Source organism: Angustibacter luteus, from assembly GCF_039541115.1.
Lineage (GTDB): Bacteria > Actinomycetota > Actinomycetes > Actinomycetales > Angustibacteraceae > Angustibacter > Angustibacter luteus.
This window is the reverse complement of sequence record NZ_BAABFP010000008.1, coordinates 13,377-34,528: the sequence shown is the minus strand read 5'-3', so window position 1 is coordinate 34,528 and position 21,152 is coordinate 13,377. Positions and strand designations below refer to the sequence as shown.

Sequence of the window (21,152 nt, the reverse complement as noted above, 5' to 3'; positions counted from 1 at the left end):
TGGCAGTATGGAGCGTCCGCGTGGGCCCGTCCCGCGCCGGTCCGCCCTGGTGTAACGGCAGCACGCAGGCCTTTGGAGCCTTGCAGTCCACGTTCGAATCGTGGGGGCGGAGCCAGTCGAAGCGACTCGCGGGTAGCATGCGCAGGTGCCAGATCAGCGCCCGGCCGCCGTCGTCGTCCTCGCGGCAGGTGAGGGAACCCGCATGAAGTCGGCCCTGCCGAAGGTCCTGCACGAGATCGGGGGGCGTTCGCTGCTCGGGCACGCGCTCGCGGCGGCCCGGGCGGTCGACCCGGAGCACCTCGCCGTGGTGGTCCGGCACGGCCGGGACCAGGTGGCGGAGCACGTGCTCCAGGTGGCCCCGCACGCCGTGGTCGCCGACCAGGACGACGTCAAGGGCACCGGCCGCGCCGTCGAGTGCGGGCTGGACGCCCTGCCGGCGCTGACCGGCACCGTCGTGGTCACCTACGGCGACGTCCCGCTGCTGGCCGCCGAGACGCTCCGCGAGCTGGTCGCCGCGCACCACGCCAGCGAGAGCGCGGTGACGATCCTGACCTCGGTGCTGGACGACCCGAAGGCCTACGGTCGGGTGGTCCGCGACCGGGACGGCAGCGTGCTGGCAGTCGTCGAGCTCAAGGACGCCGACGAGGCGACCGCCGCCATCCGTGAGATCAACTCCGGCATCTACGCCTTCGACGCGCAGGTGCTGCGCGTGGCGCTCGCGCAGGTCACCACCGACAACGCCCAGGGCGAGAAGTACCTGACCGACGTCGTGGCGATCGCGCGGGACGCCGGACGCCGGGTCAGCGCGCACCCGCTGGACGACGTGTGGCAGACCGAGGGCGTCAACGACCGGGTCCAGCTCGCCGAGGTGGGCGCCGAGCTGAACCGCCGCGTCGTGCAGGGCTGGATGCGGGCCGGCGTCACCGTGGTCGACCCGGCCAGCACCTGGGTCGACGTCCAGGTGCAGCTCGCCCGCGACGTCCGGCTGCTGCCCGGCACCCAGCTGCACGGCGAGACCACGGTCGCCACCGGCGCGACGATCGGGCCGGACAGCACGCTGACCGACGTCCGGGTGGGCGAGGGCGCCACCGTGGTCCGCACGCACGGCAGCAGCTCGGTGATCGGGGACGGTGCCTCGGTCGGACCGTTCGCCTACCTGCGGCCGGGGACGGCGCTGGGCGACCGGGGCAAGATCGGCACCTTCGTGGAGACCAAGAACGCGCAGATCGGCACGGGCTCCAAGGTGCCGCACCTGTCGTACGTCGGGGACGCCACGATCGGCGAGCACTCCAACATCGGTGCCGCCTCGGTGTTCGTGAACTACGACGGGGTGACGAAGTCGCGCACCACGGTCGGCGACCACTGCCGCACCGGTTCGGACAACATGTTCGTCGCGCCGGTCACCGTGGGCGACGGCGCGTACAGCGGCGCCGGCACCGTGATCCGCAAGGACGTGCCGCCGGGCGCCCTGGCGCTGAACGTCGCGCCGCAGCGCAACGTCGAGGGCTGGACGCTGCGCAAGCGGCCCGGCACCCCGTCGGCCGAGGCGGCCGCGAAGGCCTTGGGCGAGCAGGACCCCAGCCAGGACGACCTCACCACCACCGAAGGGAACGCCCCGGCATGACGGGCATCACCACCACGGGCGAGAAGCGCCTCGTGCTGATCAGCGGCCGCGGCTATCCCGAGCTGGCCCAGGAGGTGGCGCGTGAGCTGGGGGTCGAGCTCGTCGACACCACGGCGTACGACTTCGCCAACGGCGAGATCTACGTGCGCTTCCAGGAGAGCCTGCGCGGCTGCGACGCGTTCGTGATCCAGAGCCACACCGCGCCCATCAACCAGTGGGTCATGGAGCAGCTGATCATGACCGACGCGCTCAAGCGCGCCTCGGCCAAGCGGATCAGCTGCGTGATGCCGTTCTACGGCTACGCCCGGCAGGACAAGAAGCACCGGGGCCGCGAGCCGATCTCGGCGCGGCTGATGGCCGACCTGTTCAAGGCGGCCGGTGCGGACCGGCTGATCTGCGTCGACCTGCACGCCGCGCAGATCCAGGGCTACTTCGACGGCCCGGTCGACCACCTGTGGGCACTGCCGCTGCTCGCCGGGTACGTCGGCTCGCGGGTGGACCGCTCGAGCCTGACCATCGTGTCCCCGGACGCCGGCCGGGTCCGGGTGGCGGACCAGTGGTCGGACAAGCTGGGCGCGCCGCTGGCGATCATCCACAAGCGCCGCGACCCGAACGTGCCGAACCAGGTGAAGGTGCACGAGGTCGTCGGTGACGTGCAGGGCCGCACCTGCGTGCTGGTCGACGACATGATCGACACCGCCGGCACCATCTGCCAGGCCGCCGACGCGCTGTTCGACAGCGGGGCGGCCGACGTCATCGTCACCGCCACGCACGCCGTCCTGTCGGGCCCCGCGGTGGACCGGCTGAAGAACAGCCGGATCAGCGAGGTCATCGTGACCAACACGCTGCCGATCCCCGAGGAGCGCCAGTTCGACCAGCTCACCGTGCTCTCCATCGCCCCACTGGTCGCCCGGGCGATCCGCGAGGTGTTCGACGACGGCTCGGTGACCAGCCTGTTCGACGGCAACGTCTGAGCCGCGGCGTCGATGCGACTGTCCGCTCGGGTCGACTACGCCGTCCGGGCCTGCGTGGTGCTGGCCACCCAGCAGGGTGACGGCGCGGGCGAGCCGAGCGGCGGGTGGACGAAGGCGGACGACATCGCTGCGGCACAGGCGATCCCGGCCCAGTTCCTGGACACGATCCTGCGGGACCTGCGCCGCGGCGGGTTGCTGGACAGCCGGCGCGGGCAGGACGGCGGGCACCGGCTGGCCCGTCCGGCGGCGCAGATCACCGTGGCCGAGGTGATCCGCGCCATCGACGGGCCGCTGGCGCTGGTGCGCGGGCTCCGACCGGAGAACCTCGCCTACCCGGACAGCGGTGCGGCGGTGCAGCAGCTCTGGCTGCGCCTGCGCGCGGCGGAGCGCGAGGTCCTGGACGGGACGACGATCGCGGACCTGGCGCCCTGACCGCGGTCCGGAGGTGAACACCACGTGCACGGCTGGTGAGACAGGTGTCCGGTGGGTGAGACGTAGGCGACAGGGGTTGTGACCTGGCAGGGGATTGGGAACCGTAGGAAGTCGAGCAAGGTGCTCGACTTACTGCGAAGGGACCCCACCGGATGAACCGCCCCCGCCTTGCCCTGATCGCCGCTACGGGGGTGGCAGCTGCCGTGCTCGCGGCCTGTGGGGGTGGCTCCAGCGACGTCGCCGGCGCCGGCAACCAGGCCGGTGGCAAGAGCGTCGGCACGCTGAGCCTGTACGCGTACGCGGTGCCCAAGCCGGGCTTCGACAAGATCATCCCGGGCTTCAACGCCACCGCGGACGGGAAGGGCATCGCGTTCCAGCAGTCCTACGGCGCGTCCGGCGACCAGTCTCGCAAGGTCGCTGCGGGCGCGGAGGCCGACGTCGTCAACTTCTCCGTCGAGCCGGACGTCACCCGCCTGGTCGACGCCGGCCTCGTCGACAAGGACTGGAACGCCAACCAGTACAAGGGCGTCCCGTTCGGCTCGGTGGTCACCGTCGTCGTCCGCAAGGGCAACCCCCAGGGCATCAAGGACTGGGACGACCTGCTGCAGCCCGGCCTCGAGGTGGTCACCCCCAACCCGTTCAGCTCCGGCTCGGCGAAGTGGAACCTGCTCGCGCCGTACGCGGCCAAGAGCGACGGCGGCCAGAACGCCCAGGCCGGCCTGGACTACCTGGGCAAGCTCGTCGGCGACCACGTCAAGATCCAGCCGAAGTCCGGCCGCGAGGCCAGCGAGGCGTTCCTGCAGGGAACCGGCGACGCGCTGCTCACCTACGAGAACGAGGCGCTGTTCCTGGAGCGCAGCGGCGAGAAGGTCGAGCACGTCACCCCGCCGGCCACCTTCAAGATCGAGAACCCCATCGCGGTGGTGAACACGAGCAAGGACCTGGCGAAGGCCAAGGCGTTCGTCGCCTACACCTTCACCCCGGCGGCGCAGAAGCTGTGGGCGCAGGCCGGCTTCCGGCCCGTCGACCCGGCCGTGGCCAGCGAGTACGCCAAGGACTTCCCGGCCCCGACCAAGCTGTGGACGATCGCCGACCTCGGTGGCTGGCCGTCCGTCGACAAGGCCCTGTTCGACAAGGAGAAGGGCAGCGTGGCGAAGATCTACGACGCCGCCACCCAGTAGCCGCCATGACCAGCGCCCTGCTCACCGAGCCCACGCCCCCGCCCGCGACCAGCGGGCGGGGGTGGCGTGGTCGCGATGGTCGGGGCGGCGGTGGCCGGGCGAGCATCACGGGCGCGGTCGGCCCGCTGGGCTACGGCCTGGTGACGCTCTGGCTCAGCGTCATCGTCCTGCTGCCGCTCGCCGCGCTCACCGTGACGTCGTTCGAGAACGGTCTCTCGGGCTGGTGGGACGCCGTCACCGCACCCAGCGCGCTGGCCGCACTCAAGGTGACGGTCGGCATCTCGCTCGTCGTCGCGGTGCTGAACGCGTTCATGGGCACCCTCATCGCCTGGGTGCTGGTGCGGGACGAGTTCCCCGGCAAGGGCGCGGTCAACGCCCTGATCGACCTGCCGTTCGCGCTGCCGACCATCGTGGCGAGCATCGTGCTGCTGTCGCTGTACGGCCCGCAGAGTCCCGTCGGCATCCACCTCAACGCCACCCAGCCCGGCGTCCTGGTGGCGCTCGCCTTCGTCACCCTGCCCTTCGTGGTCCGGTCGGTGCAGCCCGTGCTGATCGAGGCCGACCGGGACGTCGAGCAGGCCGCCGCCTCGCTCGGCGCGAGCAACCTGACGATCTTCCGGACGGTCGTCCTGCCCGTCCTGCTGCCCGCCGTCGCCAGCGGCGCGGGCCTGGCCTTCGCCCGGGCCATCGGCGAGTACGGCTCGGTCGTGCTGATCGGCGGCAACATCCCGCGGCACACCCAGGTCGCCTCGCAGTACATCCAGCAGCAGATCGAGGTGGACAGCCCGGTGAACGCGGCGGCGGTCTCGGTGGCGCTGCTGCTCATCGCGTTCGTGGCGCTGTTCGTGCTGCGGGTGCTGGCCGGGCGCGGCCTCCGTCGGCAGGAGCGGGCCGCATGAGGACGTCGACCGGTACCCGCCTCACGCTGCGCACCGTGGCGCTGGGCTACCTGTTCGTGCTCGTGGTCGTCCCGCTGGCGCTGATCCTCTACCGCACCTTCGAGCGCGGCATCGGCGCGTTCGTGGAGTCCATCTCCACGCCGGCCGCCATCTCCGCCCTGCACCTCTCCCTGCTCATCGTCGCGATCGTCGTCCCCGTCAACGTGGTGTTCGGCGTGACCACGGCGCTCGCGCTGGTCCGCGGGCGCTTCCCCGGCCGCAACCTCGTCCAGGCGGTGGTCGACCTGCCGTTCGCCGTGTCGCCCATCGTCATCGGGGTCTCGCTGATCCTGCTCTGGGGGGTCGACGGCTGGTTCGGCGCCGTGGAGCAGACCGGGCTGCGCGTCATCTTCGGCTTCCCCGGGCTCGTCCTGGCCACCATCTTCGTGACCCTGCCCTTCGTCGTCCGCGAGGTCGAGCCGGTGCTGCACGAGATCGGCGACGAGCAGGAGCAGGCCGCGGTGACCCTGGGCGCGTCGCGCTGGCAGACCCTCTGGCGGATCACCCTGCCCGCGATCCGCTGGGGCCTGACCTACGGCGTCGTGCTGACCGTGGCCCGCTCGCTGGGCGAGTTCGGCGCCGTGATCATGGTCTCGTCCAACTTCCCCGGGGTCTCCCAGACGCTGACCCTGCTGGTGCACTCGCGCTACATCGACGACCACAACACCTACGGCGCGTACTGCGCCGCCACCCTGCTGATGGCGATCGCCGTCATCGTGCTGGCCCTGATGACCCTGCTGGACCGCAAGAGGAGCACCCGATGATCACCGTCAGCGCGGCCCGCAAGAGCTACGGCGACTTCCTCGCCCTGGACGACGTCTCGCTGCAGATCCCGGACGGCTCGCTGACCGCGCTGCTCGGCCCGAGCGGTTCGGGCAAGTCGACCCTGCTGCGCTCCATCGCCGGCCTCGAGCAGCTGGACGCCGGCACCGTCACGATCATGGGCCGCGACGTCACCCGGGTCGCACCGCAGCGGCGCGACATCGGCTTCGTCTTCCAGCACTACGCCGCGTTCAAGCACATGACGGTGCGCGACAACGTTGCCTTCGGTCTCAAGATCCGCAAGCGCCCCAAGCCCGAGATCGCCCGCAAGGTCGACGACCTGCTCGAGATCGTCGGCCTCGGCGGGTTCCAGCACCGTTACCCCGCGCAGCTGTCCGGCGGGCAGCGCCAGCGGATGGCGCTGGCCCGGGCGCTCGCCGTGGACCCGCAGGTGCTGCTGCTCGACGAGCCGTTCGGTGCGCTGGACGCCAAGGTGCGCGGCGACCTGCGGGCGTGGCTGCGCCGGCTGCACAACGAGGTGAAGGTGACCACCGTCCTGGTCACCCACGACCAGGAGGAGGCCCTGGACGTGGCCGACCGGATCGCGGTGCTGAACCAGGGCCGGATCGAGCAGGTCGGTGACCCCGAGGAGCTGTACGACCGCCCGGCCAACGACTTCGTCATGTCGTTCCTGGGCTCGGTGTCGCGTCTGGGCGACGACCTGGTGCGCCCGCACGACATCCGGCTGGACCGTGACCAGCAGCGGCTGGCCGCCGACTCCGGTCCGGCCGGCTCAGCGCGGGTGGTGGCCGCCCGGGTCGAGCGGGTCGTCCGGCTGGGCTTCGAGGTGCGGGTGGAGCTCGAGGACGCCGGGACCGGCCAGCGCTTCGTCGCCCAGGTCACCCGCGGCGCCAGCGACCAGCTGCGGCTCGAGCCCGGCGACACGGTCTACGCCCAGGCGACCCGACCGTCCACCCTGGCTGCCGTCAGCTGAACACCCCAGTGCGGGAACCAGCGCACCGAGCGACGCCGCGTTTGGGAACCTCTGCAACCTGACGGTAGGATTGCCAGGTTGCCTCGGCGAGGGACGACGTACGACGGGCAGTCCGTCCACGTCTCCGTGATCGACGCGGCGCCCGGTGGGCGCCCCTTCGTGCTGCGCCCCGCGTCGAGGCCCAGACCTCCGCACCGACCGCAGATCGCTTGAAGGAGCCTCACCGTGACCGACCTCACCCTGAACGCCGAGACCCGCACCGAGTTCGGCAAGGGCGCTGCCCGCAAGATCCGTCGCGCGCACCAGATCCCGGCGGTCATGTACGGCCACGGCACCGACCCCATCCACATCACGCTGCCCGGCCACGACACGATGCTGGCGCTGAAGAACCCCAACGCGCTGCTCACCATCGTGATCGACGGCAAGGAGCAGCTCGCCCTGGCCAAGGACGTGCAGCGCGACCCGATCAAGCCGGTCATCGAGCACATCGACCTGGTCGTGGTCCGCAAGGGCGAGAAGGTCGCTGTCGACGTCCAGGTGCACGTCGTGGGCGACGCCGCACCCGAGACCGTCGTCACCGTCGAGAACCAGACGCTGTCGCTCGAGGTCGCAGCGACCGCGATCCCGGAGAACGTCGAGGTCAGCGTCGAGGGCCTGTCCGCCGGCACCCAGATCCACGCCTCCGACGTCGCGCTGCCCGCCGGTGCCACCCTGCTGACCGACGCCGAGATCCTCATCGTCAACATCACCGCCCAGGTCACCGCCGAGGCGCTCGAGGCCGAGCTGGCCGAGGCCGAGGCCGAGGCCGGCATCGAGCACGAGGCGCCCGACGCTGCGGCCGACGACGCCGAGTCCGCCGAGGGCGAGGCCGCGCCCGCCGCCGAGCAGGAGTGAGCACAGACCACACCTGGCTGGTGGTCGGGCTCGGCAACCCCGGGCCCGGCTACGCCGGCCACCGGCACAACGTCGGGGCCATGGTCCTCGACGTCCTCGGCGCGCGCGTCGGTGGCTCGTTCAAGAGCCACAAGGCGCGCGCTGCCGTGCTCGAGGGGCGGCTCGGCGTGCGACCCGGTGGTGCGCCGGGTCCGCGCGCGGTGCTGGCCAAGCCCGCGACCTACATGAACGAGTCGGGCGGCCCGGTCGCGGGGCTGTCCCAGTTCTTCAAGGTCGACCCGGCCCAGCTGGTCGTGGTCCACGACGAGCTCGACATCCCGTACGGCCAGATCCGGCTCAAGCTCGGTGGTGGCGAGGGCGGGCACAACGGGCTGCGCTCGATCACCCGCTCGGTGGGCACCAAGGACTACCTGCGGGTGCGGGTGGGGATCGGTCGCCCGCCCGGCCGGATGGACGCCGCCGACTACGTGCTGCGCGACTTCTCGGCCACCGAGCGCAAGGACCTCGGCGTGACGCTCGAGGAGGCCGCGGACGCCGTCGAGGCGCTCGCCCACGAGGGGCTGCTGGCCGCGCAGGGCCGGTTCCACGCGCCGACTGCATAGCGTGTTCACCGCCGCGCGTAGTTGATCAAGCGTTCACTCTGCGTGAGATAACTAGTCACTATTGATGGTTTGCGCGGGCGATTCCGCCATTTTCACACGCCCGTTACACGTCCCTACTACGTTCGGTGACACCGACGGAGTTGCTAGGGGGCGACGCCGCGTGGACGTGGTTGGGGTGGAGATGACGACGTACGACGACTCGCTCGGGGTCGACGCCGATGACGACGTGACCCCCTCGTCCACCGTGGCGGACCGTCGATCTCCCGCGTCCACCGACCGCGTGTCGTGGGCCTCGAAGCAGCCCTTCATCGTCCGCCAGCCGACCCGACCGGGCGAGGGCGAGGGCGAGTCGCCGGCGAGCGGGGAGTTCAACCCGGTCGCCCGGGCGGCGGACCGTCGCCAGCTCTGGGCCGGCCCGTGGCGCCGTCGCGCCTTCACGGGTGACTTCGTCATCGCCTTCGTCTCGTTCCTGCTGATGACGCTGCTGTCCAGGCAGGACTCCATCGCGGAGTTCGCCGGATACGTCGCGCTGAGCCTGGTCGCCGCCATCTCCTGGTGCGCGGCCCTGGGGCTGCTCCGGGCCTACGACAGCCGCCGCACCGGCGAGGGCCCGGACGAGTTCAACATGATCGGCCGCGCCGCCGTGCTGGTCCTGGTGACGATGGCGCTGTCGTCCTACAGCCTCGGCCTGCTGCTGCCGCGCCGGTTCGTGCTGGTCGTCGTCCCCATGGTCGCCCTGTTCACCGCGATCTACCGGTACGTGCTGCGGCTGCAGCTGCACCGCCAGCGCGACCGGGGTCAGGCGCTCATGCGCACCATCGTGGTCGGCCACCCGTCCGCCGTGGACGATGTCGTGCGCGACCTCTCGTCGGTGCCCTACCACGGCTACCAGGTCATCGGCACCTGCGTGCCGACCATGCTGTCCGACCGGGACCTCATCGGGGACCTGTCGGTGCTGGGCAGCCTGTCGGACATCCCGCAGGCGGTCATCGACCACCAGGTGGACGTCGTGATCGTCGCCGGGTCCGGCATGTCCTCCGCGTCGCTGCGCCGGCTCAGCTGGGCCCTCGAGCGCACCGGAGCCGAGCTGGTGGTCGCCCCGGGCCTGGTGGAGGTGGCAGGCCCGCGGCTGCACGTTCGCCCGGCAGCAGGACTCTCGCTGCTGCACGTGGAGTCCCCGGACTCCCGGCAGGGCCAGATGCTCGCCAAGGCGGCGCTGGACCGCACGCTCGGCACCGCGCTCTTCCTCGCCGCGCTCCCGGTGATCGCCGTCAGCGCGCTGCTGGTGCGGCTGTCCAGCCGCGGACCGGCCTTCTTCCCGCAGGAGCGGATCGGGCAGGACGGGCGCCCCTTCCGGCTGTGGAAGCTGCGCTCGATGGTGGTGGACGCCGAGGATCGTCGGCACGAGGTGCTGGACTCCAGCGACCGCGACGGACTGATGTTCAAGATGCGCCAGGACCCGCGGGTCACCACGGTGGGCCGCTTCCTGCGCCGCTACTCCCTCGACGAGCTGCCGCAGCTGTGGAACGTGGTGCGCGGTGACATGTCGCTGGTCGGACCGCGTCCGCCGCTGCGCGTCGAGTACGACGCCTACCACGACGCCGTGCACCGCCGGCTGCGCGTCAAGCCCGGCCTGACGGGCCTGTGGCAGGTCAGCGGACGAGCCGACCTCAGCTGGGAGGAGTCGGTCCGGCTGGACCTGCGCTACGTCGACAACTGGTCGGTGGCGTTCGACCTGCAGATCCTGTGGAAGACGGCCCGGGCCGTCGTGCGCGGATCCGGCGCCTACTGAGGTTTCCGGTTTGCGACCGTCCGAGGACGCCGTTCCGTACGAGAGAATGTCGAGCATGCGCATCGCACTGGTGGGGACTCGTGGCGTGCCGGCCCGGTACGGCGGTTTCGAGACCTGCGTCGAGGAGGTCGGGCGTCGCCTGGTCGAGCGCGGCCACGAGGTCGTCGTCTACTGCCGCGGGGACGCCGAGGTCGGCGACAGCTACCTCGGGATGCGCCTGGTGCACCTGCCGGCGCTGCGCAAGCGCTCCCTCGAGACGCTCAGCCACAGCGCGCTCTCCGTGCTGCACCTGGTGAGCCGGCGCCGTCCGGACGCCGTCGTGGTGTTCAACGCGGCCAACTCGCCGTTCCTGCCGGTGCTGCGCGCCCGGCGGGTCCCGGTCGCCACCCACGTCGACGGCCTGGAGTGGCGGCGTGGCAAGTGGGGACCGACCGGTCGGCGCTACTACCGCGCTGCAGAGGCGCTCGCGGTGCGCTGGTCCGACGCGCTCATCGCCGACGCCCAGGGCATCGCGGACTACTACCGTGACGAGTTCGACGCTGGCACCGACCTGATCGCGTACGGCGCCCCCACCATCGACCCCGAGCGGCTGGACCGGCTCGGTGAGCTGGACCTCACGCCTCGGGGATACCACCTGGTGGTCGCCCGCTTCGAGCCGGAGAACCACCTCGACCTGGTCGTCGAGGGCTACGTGCGCAGCGACGCGCGGCTGCCCCTCGTGGTCGTGGGCTCGGCGCCCTACTCCGACGCCTACACCGAGCGGGTCACGTCCCTGGCCGACGACCGGGTGCGGCTGCTCGGCGGTATCTGGGACCAGGAGCTGCTGGACCAGCTGTACGCCGGCTCGCTGACCTACCTGCACGGCCACTCCGTCGGTGGCACGAACCCCTCCCTGCTGCGGGCGATCGGGGCGCAGGCTCCGGTGTCGGCGTTCGACGTGGTCTTCAACCGCGAGGTGCTGGGCGAGGCCGGACACTACTTCGGCACGCCGGAGGACGTCCGCGCCCTGGTGACCAAGGCGGAGGCGGACCCGCAGGCCGAGCGGGAGCGGGGCGTCGCGTCGGGCGAGCGCGCGGCCCGCTACGACTGGGACGACGTGACGGCCGCGTACGAGCAGCTCTGCGCCCGGCTGGCGGCCTCGGGCCCGTTGCGGCACAGGGCATCCGGACGCCGGCGCGCGGCGACGAGCCAGGCTGACCGAGTGGGGGCCGAGCGATGATGCAGCTGGATGCCGCGAACGAGCGGCCGGGCTTCCGGGAGACCAGGCAGCGGCTGTCGCAGGCGCAGAAGACGACCAAGGGCGCGCCGGCATACTCGCGCTACGTCAACCGGCCGCTGGGGCGCTCGTTCGCGGCCGCCGCGTACCTGCTCGGGCGCACCCCGAACCAGGTCACCGCGGTCAGCGCCTGCTTCACGTACGCGGCGATCGCCGTGGTGTTCCTGGTCCGGCCGCAGTGGTGGGTCGGCGTGCTGGTGGCCGCCCTGCTGGTGCTCGGGTACGCCCTGGACGCCGCGGACGGCCAGCTCGCCCGGCTGCGCGGCGGCGGCTCGCCGGCGGGGGAGTGGCTGGACCACATGTTCGACGCGGGCAAGGTCGCCACGCTGCACCTGGCCGTTCTCGTTGCGGTGTACCGGTTCTACGACGTCGCGGACGGCTGGCTGCTGGTCCCCCTGGCGTTCAGTGCGGTGTCGTCGGTCGCCTTCTTCGGCATGATCCTCAACGACCTGCTCCGCCAGCGGCAGGTCGCCGCCACCGGGGTGCCGATCGAGCGGGGCGGCACGTCCCGGCTGCGGTCGTTGCTGGTGATCCCCACCGACTACGGGTTCCTCTGCCTGGCGTTCGTGCTGTTCGGTGTGCCCGCGGCGTTCTTCCCTGTGTATTGCCTGTTCTTCCTCGCGAACGCCGGATTCCTGGCGCTTGCCGTGGTGAAGTGGTTCCACGACATGCAGGCGCTGGCAGGTCCGGCGCCGCGATGACCAGGAGGCACGACGGATGACCCGAGTCGCACTCGCGACCGTGACGGGGCTGGTGGTGGTGGGCGGGCTCCTCGCCGGCTGCTCCGGCTCCGACGGCAACCCGACTGCCGGTTCGGGCACGTCCGCCACCGCCAGCGCCCAGCCGACCGGCTCGTCGACGACGCCGGGCGGTACGACGTCAGGCCCGTCGGCCTCGACCTCGTCCGCTCCCACGACCGGTGTGGCCGGCAGTGCCCGCCCCACGCACAAGGCGCAGCCGCTGCGCTCCACGGCAACCTTCGGCAGCGGGGTCACGGTGCACGTCTCGTCGGTCAAGGCGGTGACGGTCAAGGGTCGAGGGCCGGGCGAGCTGAGCGGGTCGGCGGTCGCCATCACGCTGCAGCTGCACAACGGGACCCCCACGACACTGGACCTCGGCAACGCGGTGGTGACGGCGTCGTACGGCAAGGCGGCGACGCCGGCGGTGGACAGCTCGTCACCGCCGTCCAAGCCCTGGACCGGCTCGGTCAAGGCCGGTCAGGACGCGAGCGCCACGTACGTCTGGCTGGTGCCGAAGTCGTCGCGCGGATCGGTCGAGCTGAACGTCAGCTACGACCCGACGAAGCCGGTCGTGCTGCTCCGCGGAGACGCTTCCGCGTGATCATCAGTAACTCAGGGTAGTATTATCCCACGAGATTGGTGATTTTCCAGCGAGAAATGTTGCGCAGCGTTACGTTCGCTGGTGAGCGCCGCGATCTCGCGGCGCGCACCATCGCACCGCTGGGGACACCACATGCTCACCAATCGCCGCCCTCGCGCCCTGGTCGCCCTGGCGCCCGTCGCCGCCCTGCTGCTCACCGGGCTGACCGCCCTGGTGCTGCCCTCGCAGGCGCTGGCGGACACCAACCCTGCGCCCGGGGTCCCGCAGACCGTCGGCGCCGACATCCTGCCCACGGTGCAGATCAACGGCGTCGTGTGGTCCCAGGTGGTGGTCGGCAACACGGTCTACGCCGGCGGCCGGTTCACCAGTGCACGTCCGGCCGGCGCCCCGGCCGGTACCGGCGAGGTGACCCGCAACAACCTGCTCGCCTACGACATCACCACCGGCGAGCTGATCACCAGCTTCGCGCCCGACCTGAACGCGCAGGTGATGACCGTGGCGGCCTCGCCGGACGGCTCCCGGCTGTACGTCGGCGGCGACTTCACGATGGCCAACGGGCTGAAGCGGTACCGCATCGCGGCCTACAACACCGCGACCGGCCAGATCATCAGCTCGTTCAGCCCCGGCGTGGACTACAAGGTCCGCGCGCTGACGGCGACCAACACGACGCTGTACATCGCGGGCTCCTTCTCCGGTCTGAGCTCCACGGTGCGCACCAACCTGGGCGCGGTGGACGCCATCACCGGCGCGGTCCTGCCCTGGGCTCCGACGGCCAACGCCGCGGTCGGCGCCATGGTGATGAGCCCGGACGGCAGCCGACTCGTCGTCGGTGGGGTGTTCACCCAGCTGAGCGGGGTGGCGGCGTACGGGCTGGGCGCGCTCGACGCCAGCACCGGGGCGGTCCTGCCCTGGGCGGCCAACCAGAAGATCATGGACGCCGGCGCGAACGCGGGGATCACGAGCCTGTCCACGGACGGCACGAACGTGTACGGCACTGGCTACGTGTTCGGCTCGGGCGGCAACTTCGAGGGCACCTTCGCAGCCAACCCGAACAGCGGTGCGCTGGTCTGGATGGAGGACTGCCACGGCGACACGTACTCCGCGTACGGCGGCATGCCTGACGTCGTCTACTCCATCGGGCACGTGCACTTCTGCGGGAACGTCGGCGGGTACCCCGAGACGAACCCGCGCACCCACCACCACGCGCTGGCCTGGACCAAGACGGTCGGCGGGACGATCACCAGGAACACCACCGGCAACTACACCAACTGGGAGGGCAACCCCCGCCCGAACCTGCTGCACTGGTTCCCGGACCCCGAGGCCGGCACCTTCACCGGGCAGGGCCAGGCGGCCTGGAACATCACCGGCAACAGCGACTACGTGGTGATCGGTGGCGAGTTCCCCCGCGTCGACGGCGTCCCGCAGCAAGGGCTGGCGCGCTTCACCACCCGGGCCCTGGGACCGAACCAGTCCGGCCCGGTGAACCGTGGCGGCGCCGCGCTCAACCCGGACATGCAGTCGTACCAGCCGGGCACCGTGCGGTTCACCTTCCCCGCGACCTGGGACCGGGACAACGACACCCTGGTCTACAAGCTGATCCGGGACAACGACACGGCCAACCCCGTGTGGCAGCAGACCGTGGTCTCCAACTTCTGGACGCTGCCGCGGCTCTCGTTCATCGACACCGGGGTGGCCCCGGGCTCGACCCACCGCTACCGCCTCACGGTGACCGACCCGCTGGGCAACACCTCGCTGAGCGAGAACCAGCAGATCACCGTCGCCTCGGCCGCGGGCCTCAGCTCGTCGGCCCGTCAGGTCCTCGCGGACGGACCGACCGAGTACTGGCGGTTGGGTGAGTCCGAGGCGATCGCGCACGACTGGGCCGGCGTGGACGACCTGGTGCTCGGCACCGGCGTCAGCGGCGGACAGGCCGGTGCGATCACCGGCGACAGCGACCCGGCGTCGTTGTTCGACGGGACGAGCAACGGTCGAGGGGCCACCCGCGCCTCCGCGGCGATGCCCGGCGCGTTCAGCATCGGCGCCTGGGTGAAGACCACCACGACGCGTGGCGGGAAGATCCTCGGCGCCGGCACGGCGGCCAGCGGCAACAGCACGACGACCGACCGCAACGTGTGGCTGCGCAACGACGGCAAGATCTCGTTCGGGGCCCGGCAGTCCGGGGTGAACCGCATCCTGACCAGCCCGGGCGTCGTCAACAACGGGCAGTGGCACCACGTGGTCGCCACCCTCGGCAGCGCCGGTCAGGTGCTGTACGTCGACGGCGTCCAGGTGGCCTCCGCCCCGACGGTGACCTCGGCCAGCGTGCTGACCGGGTACTGGCGGATCGGTGACACCCTCAGCGGGTGGACCGGCGCGCCGACGTCGTCCTACCTCGCGGGCACGATCGACGACATCGCCGTCTTCAACCGTCAGGTGTCCGCCGCGACGGTGGCCAGCGAGTACCACCCGCCGAACGTGAACGACGCGCCGACCGCGGCGTTCAGCAACACCGCCAGCGGCTTGGACGCCGCGTTCGACGGCACCGCCTCGAGCGACACGGACGGCACGATCACCGGGTACAGCTGGAACTTCGACGACGGCGGCACCTCGACGTCCGCCACGCCGAGCCACACCTTCCCGGCGGGCGGGACCTACAACGTCCGGCTGACCGTGACGGACGACGACGGGGCGACCGGGTCGATCACCAAGGCGGTCACCGTCGTGGCGCCGGTGTCCGGTGTGGTGGCGGACGACACGTTCTCCCGGACGGTCGCCTCCGGCTTCGGCCCCGCCGACCTCGGCGGTGCCTGGACGATCTCCGGCGGGAACGCCAACTTCTCGGTGGACGGCAGCGCAGGCAAGCTGAAGATGGCGGCCGGTGCCACGCTCACGGCGGCCCTGGCCGGGATCGGCGACCCGAGCGCGGACACCGTCGTGGACGTCTCGCTCGACAAGGCCCAGACCGGTGGCGGCACGTACGTGTCCGTGATCGGCCGTCGGATCACGGCGACCACCGACTACCGGGCGAAGATGCGCTTCCTCGCCGACGGGCGGCTGACCCTCGGGCTCTCGCGCACCGTGGCGGGCACCGACACGGCCATCGCCACCGCGGTCACCGCGGCGTCCGGGGTCCAGCCCGGCGACGTGTTCCACGTGCGCATCCAGACGATCGGCGCCTCGCCCACCACCGTGCGGGCCAGGGTCTGGAAGGCCGGGGACGCCGAGCCGGCTACCTGGAACGTCAGTGCCACGGACGCGACGGCCGACCTGCAGAACCCCGGCGGCGTCGCCGTCCAGGGGTACCTGTCCGGCTCGGTCACCAACGCCCCGATGACGCTCACGGTGGACGAGCTGCACGTCCGGCACGTCGACTTGCCATAACAACTAGTTACGCTGCGTAGTACTTCGGACCCCGTTTGGCCATTCGCCGGACGGGGTCCGTTGCGCGCAGTTACGTTCGACGTGTTCCACAGGGGCGGTCAGCAGGGGCCGTCAACGCTGCGACATGAAGGAAGCTCATGAGCTCAGCTATCGCCCGCGCCGCCAAGACGTTCACCTTGGCCACCGTGGCTGCCGTACTGGCGGTCACCGCGCTGGTCGCCCTCCCCGCCGGCGCCGCGCACGCGGATACCACCCCGCCGGCCGGCACCGTCCCCACGGTCAGCGCCGACGCACTCCCGACCGTCCAGGTCAACGGAGTCGTCTGGTCCCAGGTCATCGTCGGCAACACCGTGTACGCGGGCGGGTCGTTCACGTCGGCGCGTCCGGCCGGCTCACCGGCCGGGACGAACGAGACGCCCCGCAACAACCTGCTGGCCTACAACCTGCAGACCGGCGCGCTGATCACCTCCTTCGCACCGAACCTGAACCGCCAGGTGCTCACCGTCGCGGCCTCGCCCGACGGCAGCCGCATCTACGTCGGCGGTGACTTCACCACGGCCAACGGGGTGAACCGGTACCGCATCGCGGCGTACAGCACCGCCACCGGCGCGCTGATCACGACCTTCAACCCCGGCACGGACTACAAGGTGCGCACCCTCGTCGCGACGAACACCACGGTGTACGCCGGTGGCGGCTTCAGCAGCGCCGGCGCGCCGCGCTCGCGCCTGGCCGCCTTCCGTGCCTCGGACGGCGCGGTGACCAGCTGGGCACCGGTCGCCGACAAGGACGTCATGTCGATGGTCCTGACCCCGGCCGGTGACGGCATGGTGCTGGCCGGCAACTTCGGCAACATGAACGGCCAGCAGGCCCGCGGCAGCGCCAAGGTCGACCTGAACACGGGCGCCAGCATGCCGTGGGCGATGAACGCGACGGTCCAGAACTGGGGCACCGACGCGGCCATGCTCTCGCTCACGACGGACGGCCAGCAGATCTTCGGCAGCGGCTACGTCTACGGGTCGAACGGCAACCTGGAGGGCATCGTCGCGGCCGACCCGACCACCGGCGCGATCAACTGGATCGACGACTGCCACGGCGACACCTACTGGGTCTGGGCGGGGGCGGACGCCGTCTACGGCGTCGGGCACTCGCACTACTGCGGCAACATCGGCCAGTTCCCGCAGACCACGCCGTGGTCGTTCCAGCGCGCGATGGCGTTCACCAAGGACGCGAAGACGACCGTGACGAACGACCCCTACGGCTACTACAACTGGGCCGGCTACCCGGCTCCGGACCTGCTGCGCTGGTGGCCCACGCTGGACGCGGGGAGCTTCACCGGCCAGACGCAGGCGGCCTGGACCGTCACCGGCAACAGCGACTACGTCGTCATGGGCGGCGAGTTCCCCCGGGTGAACGGCGTGGCGCAGCAGGGCATCGTGCGGTTCGCCAAGCGCTCGATCGCACCGAACGTGCAGGGCCCGGTCGTCAAGGGCGCGGCGCTGAACCCCAACGCGGTCTCCCTGTCCTCCGGCTCGGTCCGGGTGGCGTGGCCGGCGAACTGGGACCGCGACAACGAGGAGCTCAGCTACGACCTCGTGCGCGACAACGACACGGCGCACCCGATCTACACGGGCAAGCAGAAGTCCACGTTCTGGCTGCGCCCACCGATGGGCTTCATCGACCGCGGGCTGGTCAACGGCAGCACGCACCGGTACCGGCTCGTCGTCACCGACCCGCTCGGGAACACGGCCACCAGCGAGAACGTGACCGTGGTGGTGAACGGCGGCGCGGCCAGCGCCTACGCCGACGGCGTGCTGGCGGACGGCGCCAGCCAGTACTGGCGGCTGGGGGAGAGCTCGGCGACGACGGCCTACAACTCGGCCGGCTTCGACGACCTGACGCTCGGCGCCGGGGTCACCCGCGGAGCCGCCGGAGGTACCGGCGACGCCGACAAGGCCTCGACCTTCAACGGCACCGACACCGCGTTCGGGGTCAACAGCCAGCCCGTCACGGCGCCGGACACCTTCTCGGCGGAGGCGTGGTTCAAGACCACCACGACCTCGGGCGGCAAGATCCTGGGCTTCGGTGGCAGCACCACCGGGCTCAGCGGCAACTACGACCGGCACGTCTACATGACCAACGACGGCAAGCTGACCTTCGGCACCTGGCTGGGCTTCCCGGCCATCGTGACCAGCGCGCAGTCGTACAACGACGGCCAGTGGCACCACGTCGTGGGCACCCTGGGCAGCGCCGGCGAGTTCCTGTACGTCGACGGCAAGCGGGTCGGCGCCAACGGCGGGATCCACAGCGGCCAGCCGTACGACGGCTACTGGCGGATCGGCGGTGACAACATCGGCGGGTGGCCGGGCGACAAGAGCTCCAACGGCTTCCAGGGCGACATCGACGACGTCGCGATCTACCCGAGCCAGCTCACCTTCGCCCAGGTGCGCTCGCACTACTCGCTCAGCGGTCGCACCCTGCCCGGGACCCGTCCGGCCGACACCTACGGCCAGGCGGTCTACGACGCGGAGCCGGACCTGTACTGGCGTCTCGGCGACGCTGCGGGCACCGCGGTGGACTCGACCCCGAACGGGCAGGACGGCGCCTACACCGGCGGCGTCACCCAGGGTGGTCCGAGCGCGGTGACCGGCGGACCGACCGGCTCGGCGACGTTCGACGGCAGCACGGGCGGGGTGTACAGCAGCCAGCAGGCGAACAACCCGCAGACCTTCACCGAGGAGCTGTGGTTCCGCACCGGTACGCACGTCGGCGGCAAGCTGATCGGCTTCGGCAACACCCAGGCCGGCTACAGCAGCGGGTACGACCGGCACGTCTACATGGAGGACGACGGGCGGCTGACCTTCGGGACCTGGTTGGGCTTCACCAACACGGTGTCGTCCCCGTTGGCCTACAACGACAACAGCTGGCACCACATGGTCGCCGAGGGCAGCTCCTCGGGCCTGAAGCTGTACGTCGACGGTGGGCTCGTGGCCTCCAACAGCACCGGCGGCGCGCAGGACTACGCGGGCTACTGGCGCATCGGTGGCGACTCCGACTGGGGTGGCACCAGCGCGTACTTCAACGGTGACCTGGACGAGGTGGCGGTGTACTCCAGCCTGCTCACCGACGCCCAGGTGTCCCAGCACTACTCGCTGGGCAAGGGCATCGTGCCGAACCAGTCGCCCACCGCGGCGTTCGGCTCCACCACGACGGACCTGAAGGTCGACTTCGACGCCACCGGCTCGCACGACCCCGACGGGACGATCGCGGGCTACGCGTGGGACTTCGGTGACGGCGCGCACGACACCGGCGCCACCCCGTCGCACACCTACGCCGACCCGGGCACGCACCAGGTCGTCCTGACGGTCACCGACAACCAGGGGGCGACCGCGCAGGTCACCCAGGCCGTGGTCACCACGGCGCCGAACCAGGCGCCGACGGCGGCCTTCACCGCGACGCCGACCAACCTGAGCGTGGCGTTCGACGGCTCGACCTCGCACGACGGGGACGGCTCGGTGGTGAGCTACGCCTGGAACTTCGGTGACGGGGCCACGGACACGGGCATCACCACGTCGCACACCTACACCGACCCCGGCACCTACGTGGTGAAGCTGACGGTGGCGGACGACGACGGTGCCACCAACCTGACCCAGCAGTCGGTCGTGGTGACGGCTCCGGCGAACGTGAACCCGGTCGCGGCCTTCACGGTCACGAAGTCCAACCTGCACGTCGCGGTGAACGCGACGACGTCGCACGACCCGGACGGCTCGATCTCGAGCTACGAGTGGTCGTTCGGCGACGGGAGCACCGACACCGGTGTGACCAGCGCGCACGACTACGCCGCGGGCGACACGTACGTGGTGACGCTCAAGGTGACCGACAACCGCGGTGGTACGAACACGACCACCCAGTCGGTGACCGTGGCGCCGGCGCCGGCGAACGTCCCGCCGACCGCGGCCTTCACGGCCACCCCGACCGACCTGACCGCGTCGTTCGACGCCTCGGGCTCGGCCGACCCGGACGGCTCGGTCGTGGCCTGGTCCTGGACCTTCGGTGACAGCACCACGGGCTCGGGCAAGATCACGTCGCACCCGTACAGCGCGCCGGGCACCTACCCGGTCGTGCTGACGGTCACCGACAACCAGGGCGCGACCGCCACCAAGAGCGGCTCGGTCACGGTCACCGCACCGGTGGTCAACCCGTTCTACGCCCAGGACCTCTTCGGTCGGACGGTGGTCAACGGACTGGGGACGGCGGACAAGGGCGGCCCGTGGACGCTGTCGGGAGGTAACACCAACTTCTCGGTGGCCTCCGGGCAGGCCCGGCTCAAGCTGGCCAAGGCTGGTTCCACGGTGACGGCCAACCTGGACGGCGTCTCCGCCACCTCGACCGAGGTCGTCGTGGACGTCGTGGCGGACTCGGCGCAGACCGGCGGGGGCACCTTCATCGGGGTCACCGGACGCAAGGTCGGCGCGAACACGTACGCCGCGAAGGTCAAGCTGCTGGCCGACGGCCGGGTCAACCTCTCGCTGGTCAGCGTGGTCGGCACGACGGAGACCGCGCTCCGTTCGCTGACGGTGACCGGGTTGACCAACAGCCCGAGCACGCCGCTGCGCATCCGGCTGCAGGTGTTCGGCACCACGCCGACCACGGTGCGGGCCAAGATCTGGCCGGTCGGTGGCACGGAGCCGACGGCGTGGACCGCATCGGCCACCGACTCCAGCGCGACGCTGCAGGCGGCGGGATCGGTTGGACTGAACGCGTACCTGTCCGGTACGTCGACGAACGTCCCGGAGAACGTCATCGTGGACAACTTCGCCGCGGGACCGCTCAACCCCTGATCAGACAGGGTTTCCGGTGGGCCACAGGGACCAGTCCCGGTGGCCCACCGGCACGTCCGCAGCACGGGGCGAGGGCCCCGGGGGACTCTCCGGGAACGGCCACGGCGCGCGGAACGGGCTGGC

Annotated in this window: 15 protein-coding genes and 1 tRNA gene; all 16 read left to right on the top strand. The window is 71.2% G+C overall.

Features of this window, described 5'->3' with window-relative positions:
• The first annotated feature begins 40 nt into the window (after positions 1-40).
• The 16 genes from ABEB17_RS17230 (at position 41) to ABEB17_RS17155 (ending at position 21,029) form a co-directional block, all read left to right on the top strand.
• Positions 41-115, top strand: a tRNA-Gln gene (locus tag ABEB17_RS17230).
• A gap of 30 nt (positions 116-145) precedes the next feature.
• A complete protein-coding gene (gene glmU / locus ABEB17_RS17225) occupies positions 146-1,624 on the top strand; it encodes a bifunctional UDP-N-acetylglucosamine diphosphorylase/glucosamine-1-phosphate N-acetyltransferase GlmU (RefSeq protein ID WP_345717986.1) in 1,479 nt (492 codons plus the stop codon).
• Positions 1,621-2,598: a ribose-phosphate diphosphokinase gene (locus tag ABEB17_RS17220; protein ID WP_345717985.1), complete on the top strand. Its 978-nt coding sequence runs from the start codon at positions 1,621-1,623 to the stop codon at positions 2,596-2,598. Before glmU ends, ABEB17_RS17220 begins: the two co-directional genes overlap by 4 nt.
• 12 nt (positions 2,599-2,610) lie before the next feature.
• Positions 2,611-3,030: an RrF2 family transcriptional regulator gene (locus ABEB17_RS17215; RefSeq protein WP_345717984.1), complete on the top strand. Its 420-nt coding sequence runs from the start codon at positions 2,611-2,613 to the stop codon at positions 3,028-3,030.
• Positions 3,031-3,182: 152 nt separating this feature from the next.
• Positions 3,183-4,211, top strand: coding sequence for a sulfate ABC transporter substrate-binding protein (locus ABEB17_RS17210; RefSeq protein ID WP_345717983.1), 1,029 nt, complete (start codon positions 3,183-3,185; stop codon positions 4,209-4,211).
• Between the two features lie 5 nt (positions 4,212-4,216).
• Positions 4,217-5,110, top strand: coding sequence for a sulfate ABC transporter permease subunit CysT (gene cysT / locus ABEB17_RS17205; protein ID WP_345717982.1), 894 nt, complete (start codon positions 4,217-4,219; stop codon positions 5,108-5,110).
• Entirely contained in the window at positions 5,107-5,913 is an 807-nt protein-coding gene (cysW, locus tag ABEB17_RS17200; RefSeq protein WP_345717981.1) for a sulfate ABC transporter permease subunit CysW, read from the top strand. Before cysT ends, cysW begins: the two co-directional genes overlap by 4 nt.
• Positions 5,910-6,905, top strand: coding sequence for a sulfate/molybdate ABC transporter ATP-binding protein (locus tag ABEB17_RS17195; RefSeq protein WP_345717980.1), 996 nt, complete (start codon positions 5,910-5,912; stop codon positions 6,903-6,905). The genes cysW and ABEB17_RS17195 overlap by 4 nt, the downstream gene beginning before the upstream one ends.
• Positions 6,906-7,130: 225 nt before the next feature.
• Positions 7,131-7,799, top strand: coding sequence for a 50S ribosomal protein L25/general stress protein Ctc (locus tag ABEB17_RS17190; protein WP_345717979.1), 669 nt, complete (start codon positions 7,131-7,133; stop codon positions 7,797-7,799).
• Positions 7,796-8,401, top strand: coding sequence for an aminoacyl-tRNA hydrolase (gene pth, locus ABEB17_RS17185; protein WP_345717978.1), 606 nt, complete (start codon positions 7,796-7,798; stop codon positions 8,399-8,401). The genes ABEB17_RS17190 and pth overlap by 4 nt, the downstream gene beginning before the upstream one ends.
• A gap of 181 nt (positions 8,402-8,582) precedes the next feature.
• Positions 8,583-10,193, top strand: a complete 1,611-nt coding sequence (locus ABEB17_RS17180; protein WP_345717977.1) for a sugar transferase — start codon at positions 8,583-8,585, stop codon at positions 10,191-10,193.
• 55 nt (positions 10,194-10,248) lie between these two features.
• On the top strand, positions 10,249-11,412 hold the full coding sequence (locus ABEB17_RS17175) for a DUF1972 domain-containing protein (RefSeq protein ID WP_345717976.1): 1,164 nt from the start codon (positions 10,249-10,251) through the stop codon (positions 11,410-11,412).
• The gene (locus tag ABEB17_RS17170) at positions 11,409-12,170 is read left to right on the top strand and encodes a CDP-alcohol phosphatidyltransferase family protein (RefSeq protein ID WP_345717975.1); all 762 of its coding nucleotides are present in this window, start codon (positions 11,409-11,411) and stop codon (positions 12,168-12,170) included. The genes ABEB17_RS17175 and ABEB17_RS17170 overlap by 4 nt, the downstream gene beginning before the upstream one ends.
• A 16-nt stretch (positions 12,171-12,186) precedes the next feature.
• Positions 12,187-12,810 carry a hypothetical protein gene (locus ABEB17_RS17165; protein ID WP_345717974.1) on the top strand — a complete coding sequence of 208 codons (624 nt, stop codon included), beginning with the start codon at positions 12,187-12,189 and terminating at the stop codon, positions 12,808-12,810.
• Positions 12,811-12,942: 132 nt separating this feature from the next.
• Positions 12,943-16,191 (top strand): PKD domain-containing protein, encoded by a 3,249-nt coding sequence (locus ABEB17_RS17160; RefSeq protein ID WP_345717973.1) that lies wholly within the window; start codon positions 12,943-12,945, stop codon positions 16,189-16,191.
• Between the two features lie 137 nt (positions 16,192-16,328).
• Positions 16,329-21,029 (top strand): PKD domain-containing protein, encoded by a 4,701-nt coding sequence (locus ABEB17_RS17155; protein ID WP_345717972.1) that lies wholly within the window; start codon positions 16,329-16,331, stop codon positions 21,027-21,029.
• Positions 21,030-21,152: the final 123 nt, after the last annotated feature.

What these genes read in the sequence shown, in the direction of transcription:
- cysW (WP_345717981.1), top strand. Translation starts at nt 5,107, where the DNA reads ATGAGGACGTCGACCGGTACCCGCCTCACGCTGCGCACCGTGGCGCTG.
- ABEB17_RS17220 (WP_345717985.1), top strand. Translation starts at nt 1,621, where the DNA reads ATGACGGGCATCACCACCACGGGCGAGAAGCGCCTCGTGCTGATCAGC.
- ABEB17_RS17165 (WP_345717974.1), top strand. Translation starts at nt 12,187, where the DNA reads ATGACCCGAGTCGCACTCGCGACCGTGACGGGGCTGGTGGTGGTGGGC.
- ABEB17_RS17180 (WP_345717977.1), top strand. Translation starts at nt 8,583, where the DNA reads ATGACGACGTACGACGACTCGCTCGGGGTCGACGCCGATGACGACGTG.
- ABEB17_RS17160 (WP_345717973.1), top strand. Translation starts at nt 12,943, where the DNA reads ATGCTCACCAATCGCCGCCCTCGCGCCCTGGTCGCCCTGGCGCCCGTC.
- cysT (WP_345717982.1), top strand. Translation starts at nt 4,217, where the DNA reads ATGACCAGCGCCCTGCTCACCGAGCCCACGCCCCCGCCCGCGACCAGC.
- ABEB17_RS17215 (WP_345717984.1), top strand. Translation starts at nt 2,611, where the DNA reads ATGCGACTGTCCGCTCGGGTCGACTACGCCGTCCGGGCCTGCGTGGTG.
- ABEB17_RS17175 (WP_345717976.1), top strand. Translation starts at nt 10,249, where the DNA reads ATGCGCATCGCACTGGTGGGGACTCGTGGCGTGCCGGCCCGGTACGGC.
- ABEB17_RS17210 (WP_345717983.1), top strand. Translation starts at nt 3,183, where the DNA reads ATGAACCGCCCCCGCCTTGCCCTGATCGCCGCTACGGGGGTGGCAGCT.
- ABEB17_RS17170 (WP_345717975.1), top strand. Translation starts at nt 11,409, where the DNA reads ATGATGCAGCTGGATGCCGCGAACGAGCGGCCGGGCTTCCGGGAGACC.
- ABEB17_RS17155 (WP_345717972.1), top strand. Translation starts at nt 16,329, where the DNA reads ATGAGCTCAGCTATCGCCCGCGCCGCCAAGACGTTCACCTTGGCCACC.
- ABEB17_RS17195 (WP_345717980.1), top strand. Translation starts at nt 5,910, where the DNA reads ATGATCACCGTCAGCGCGGCCCGCAAGAGCTACGGCGACTTCCTCGCC.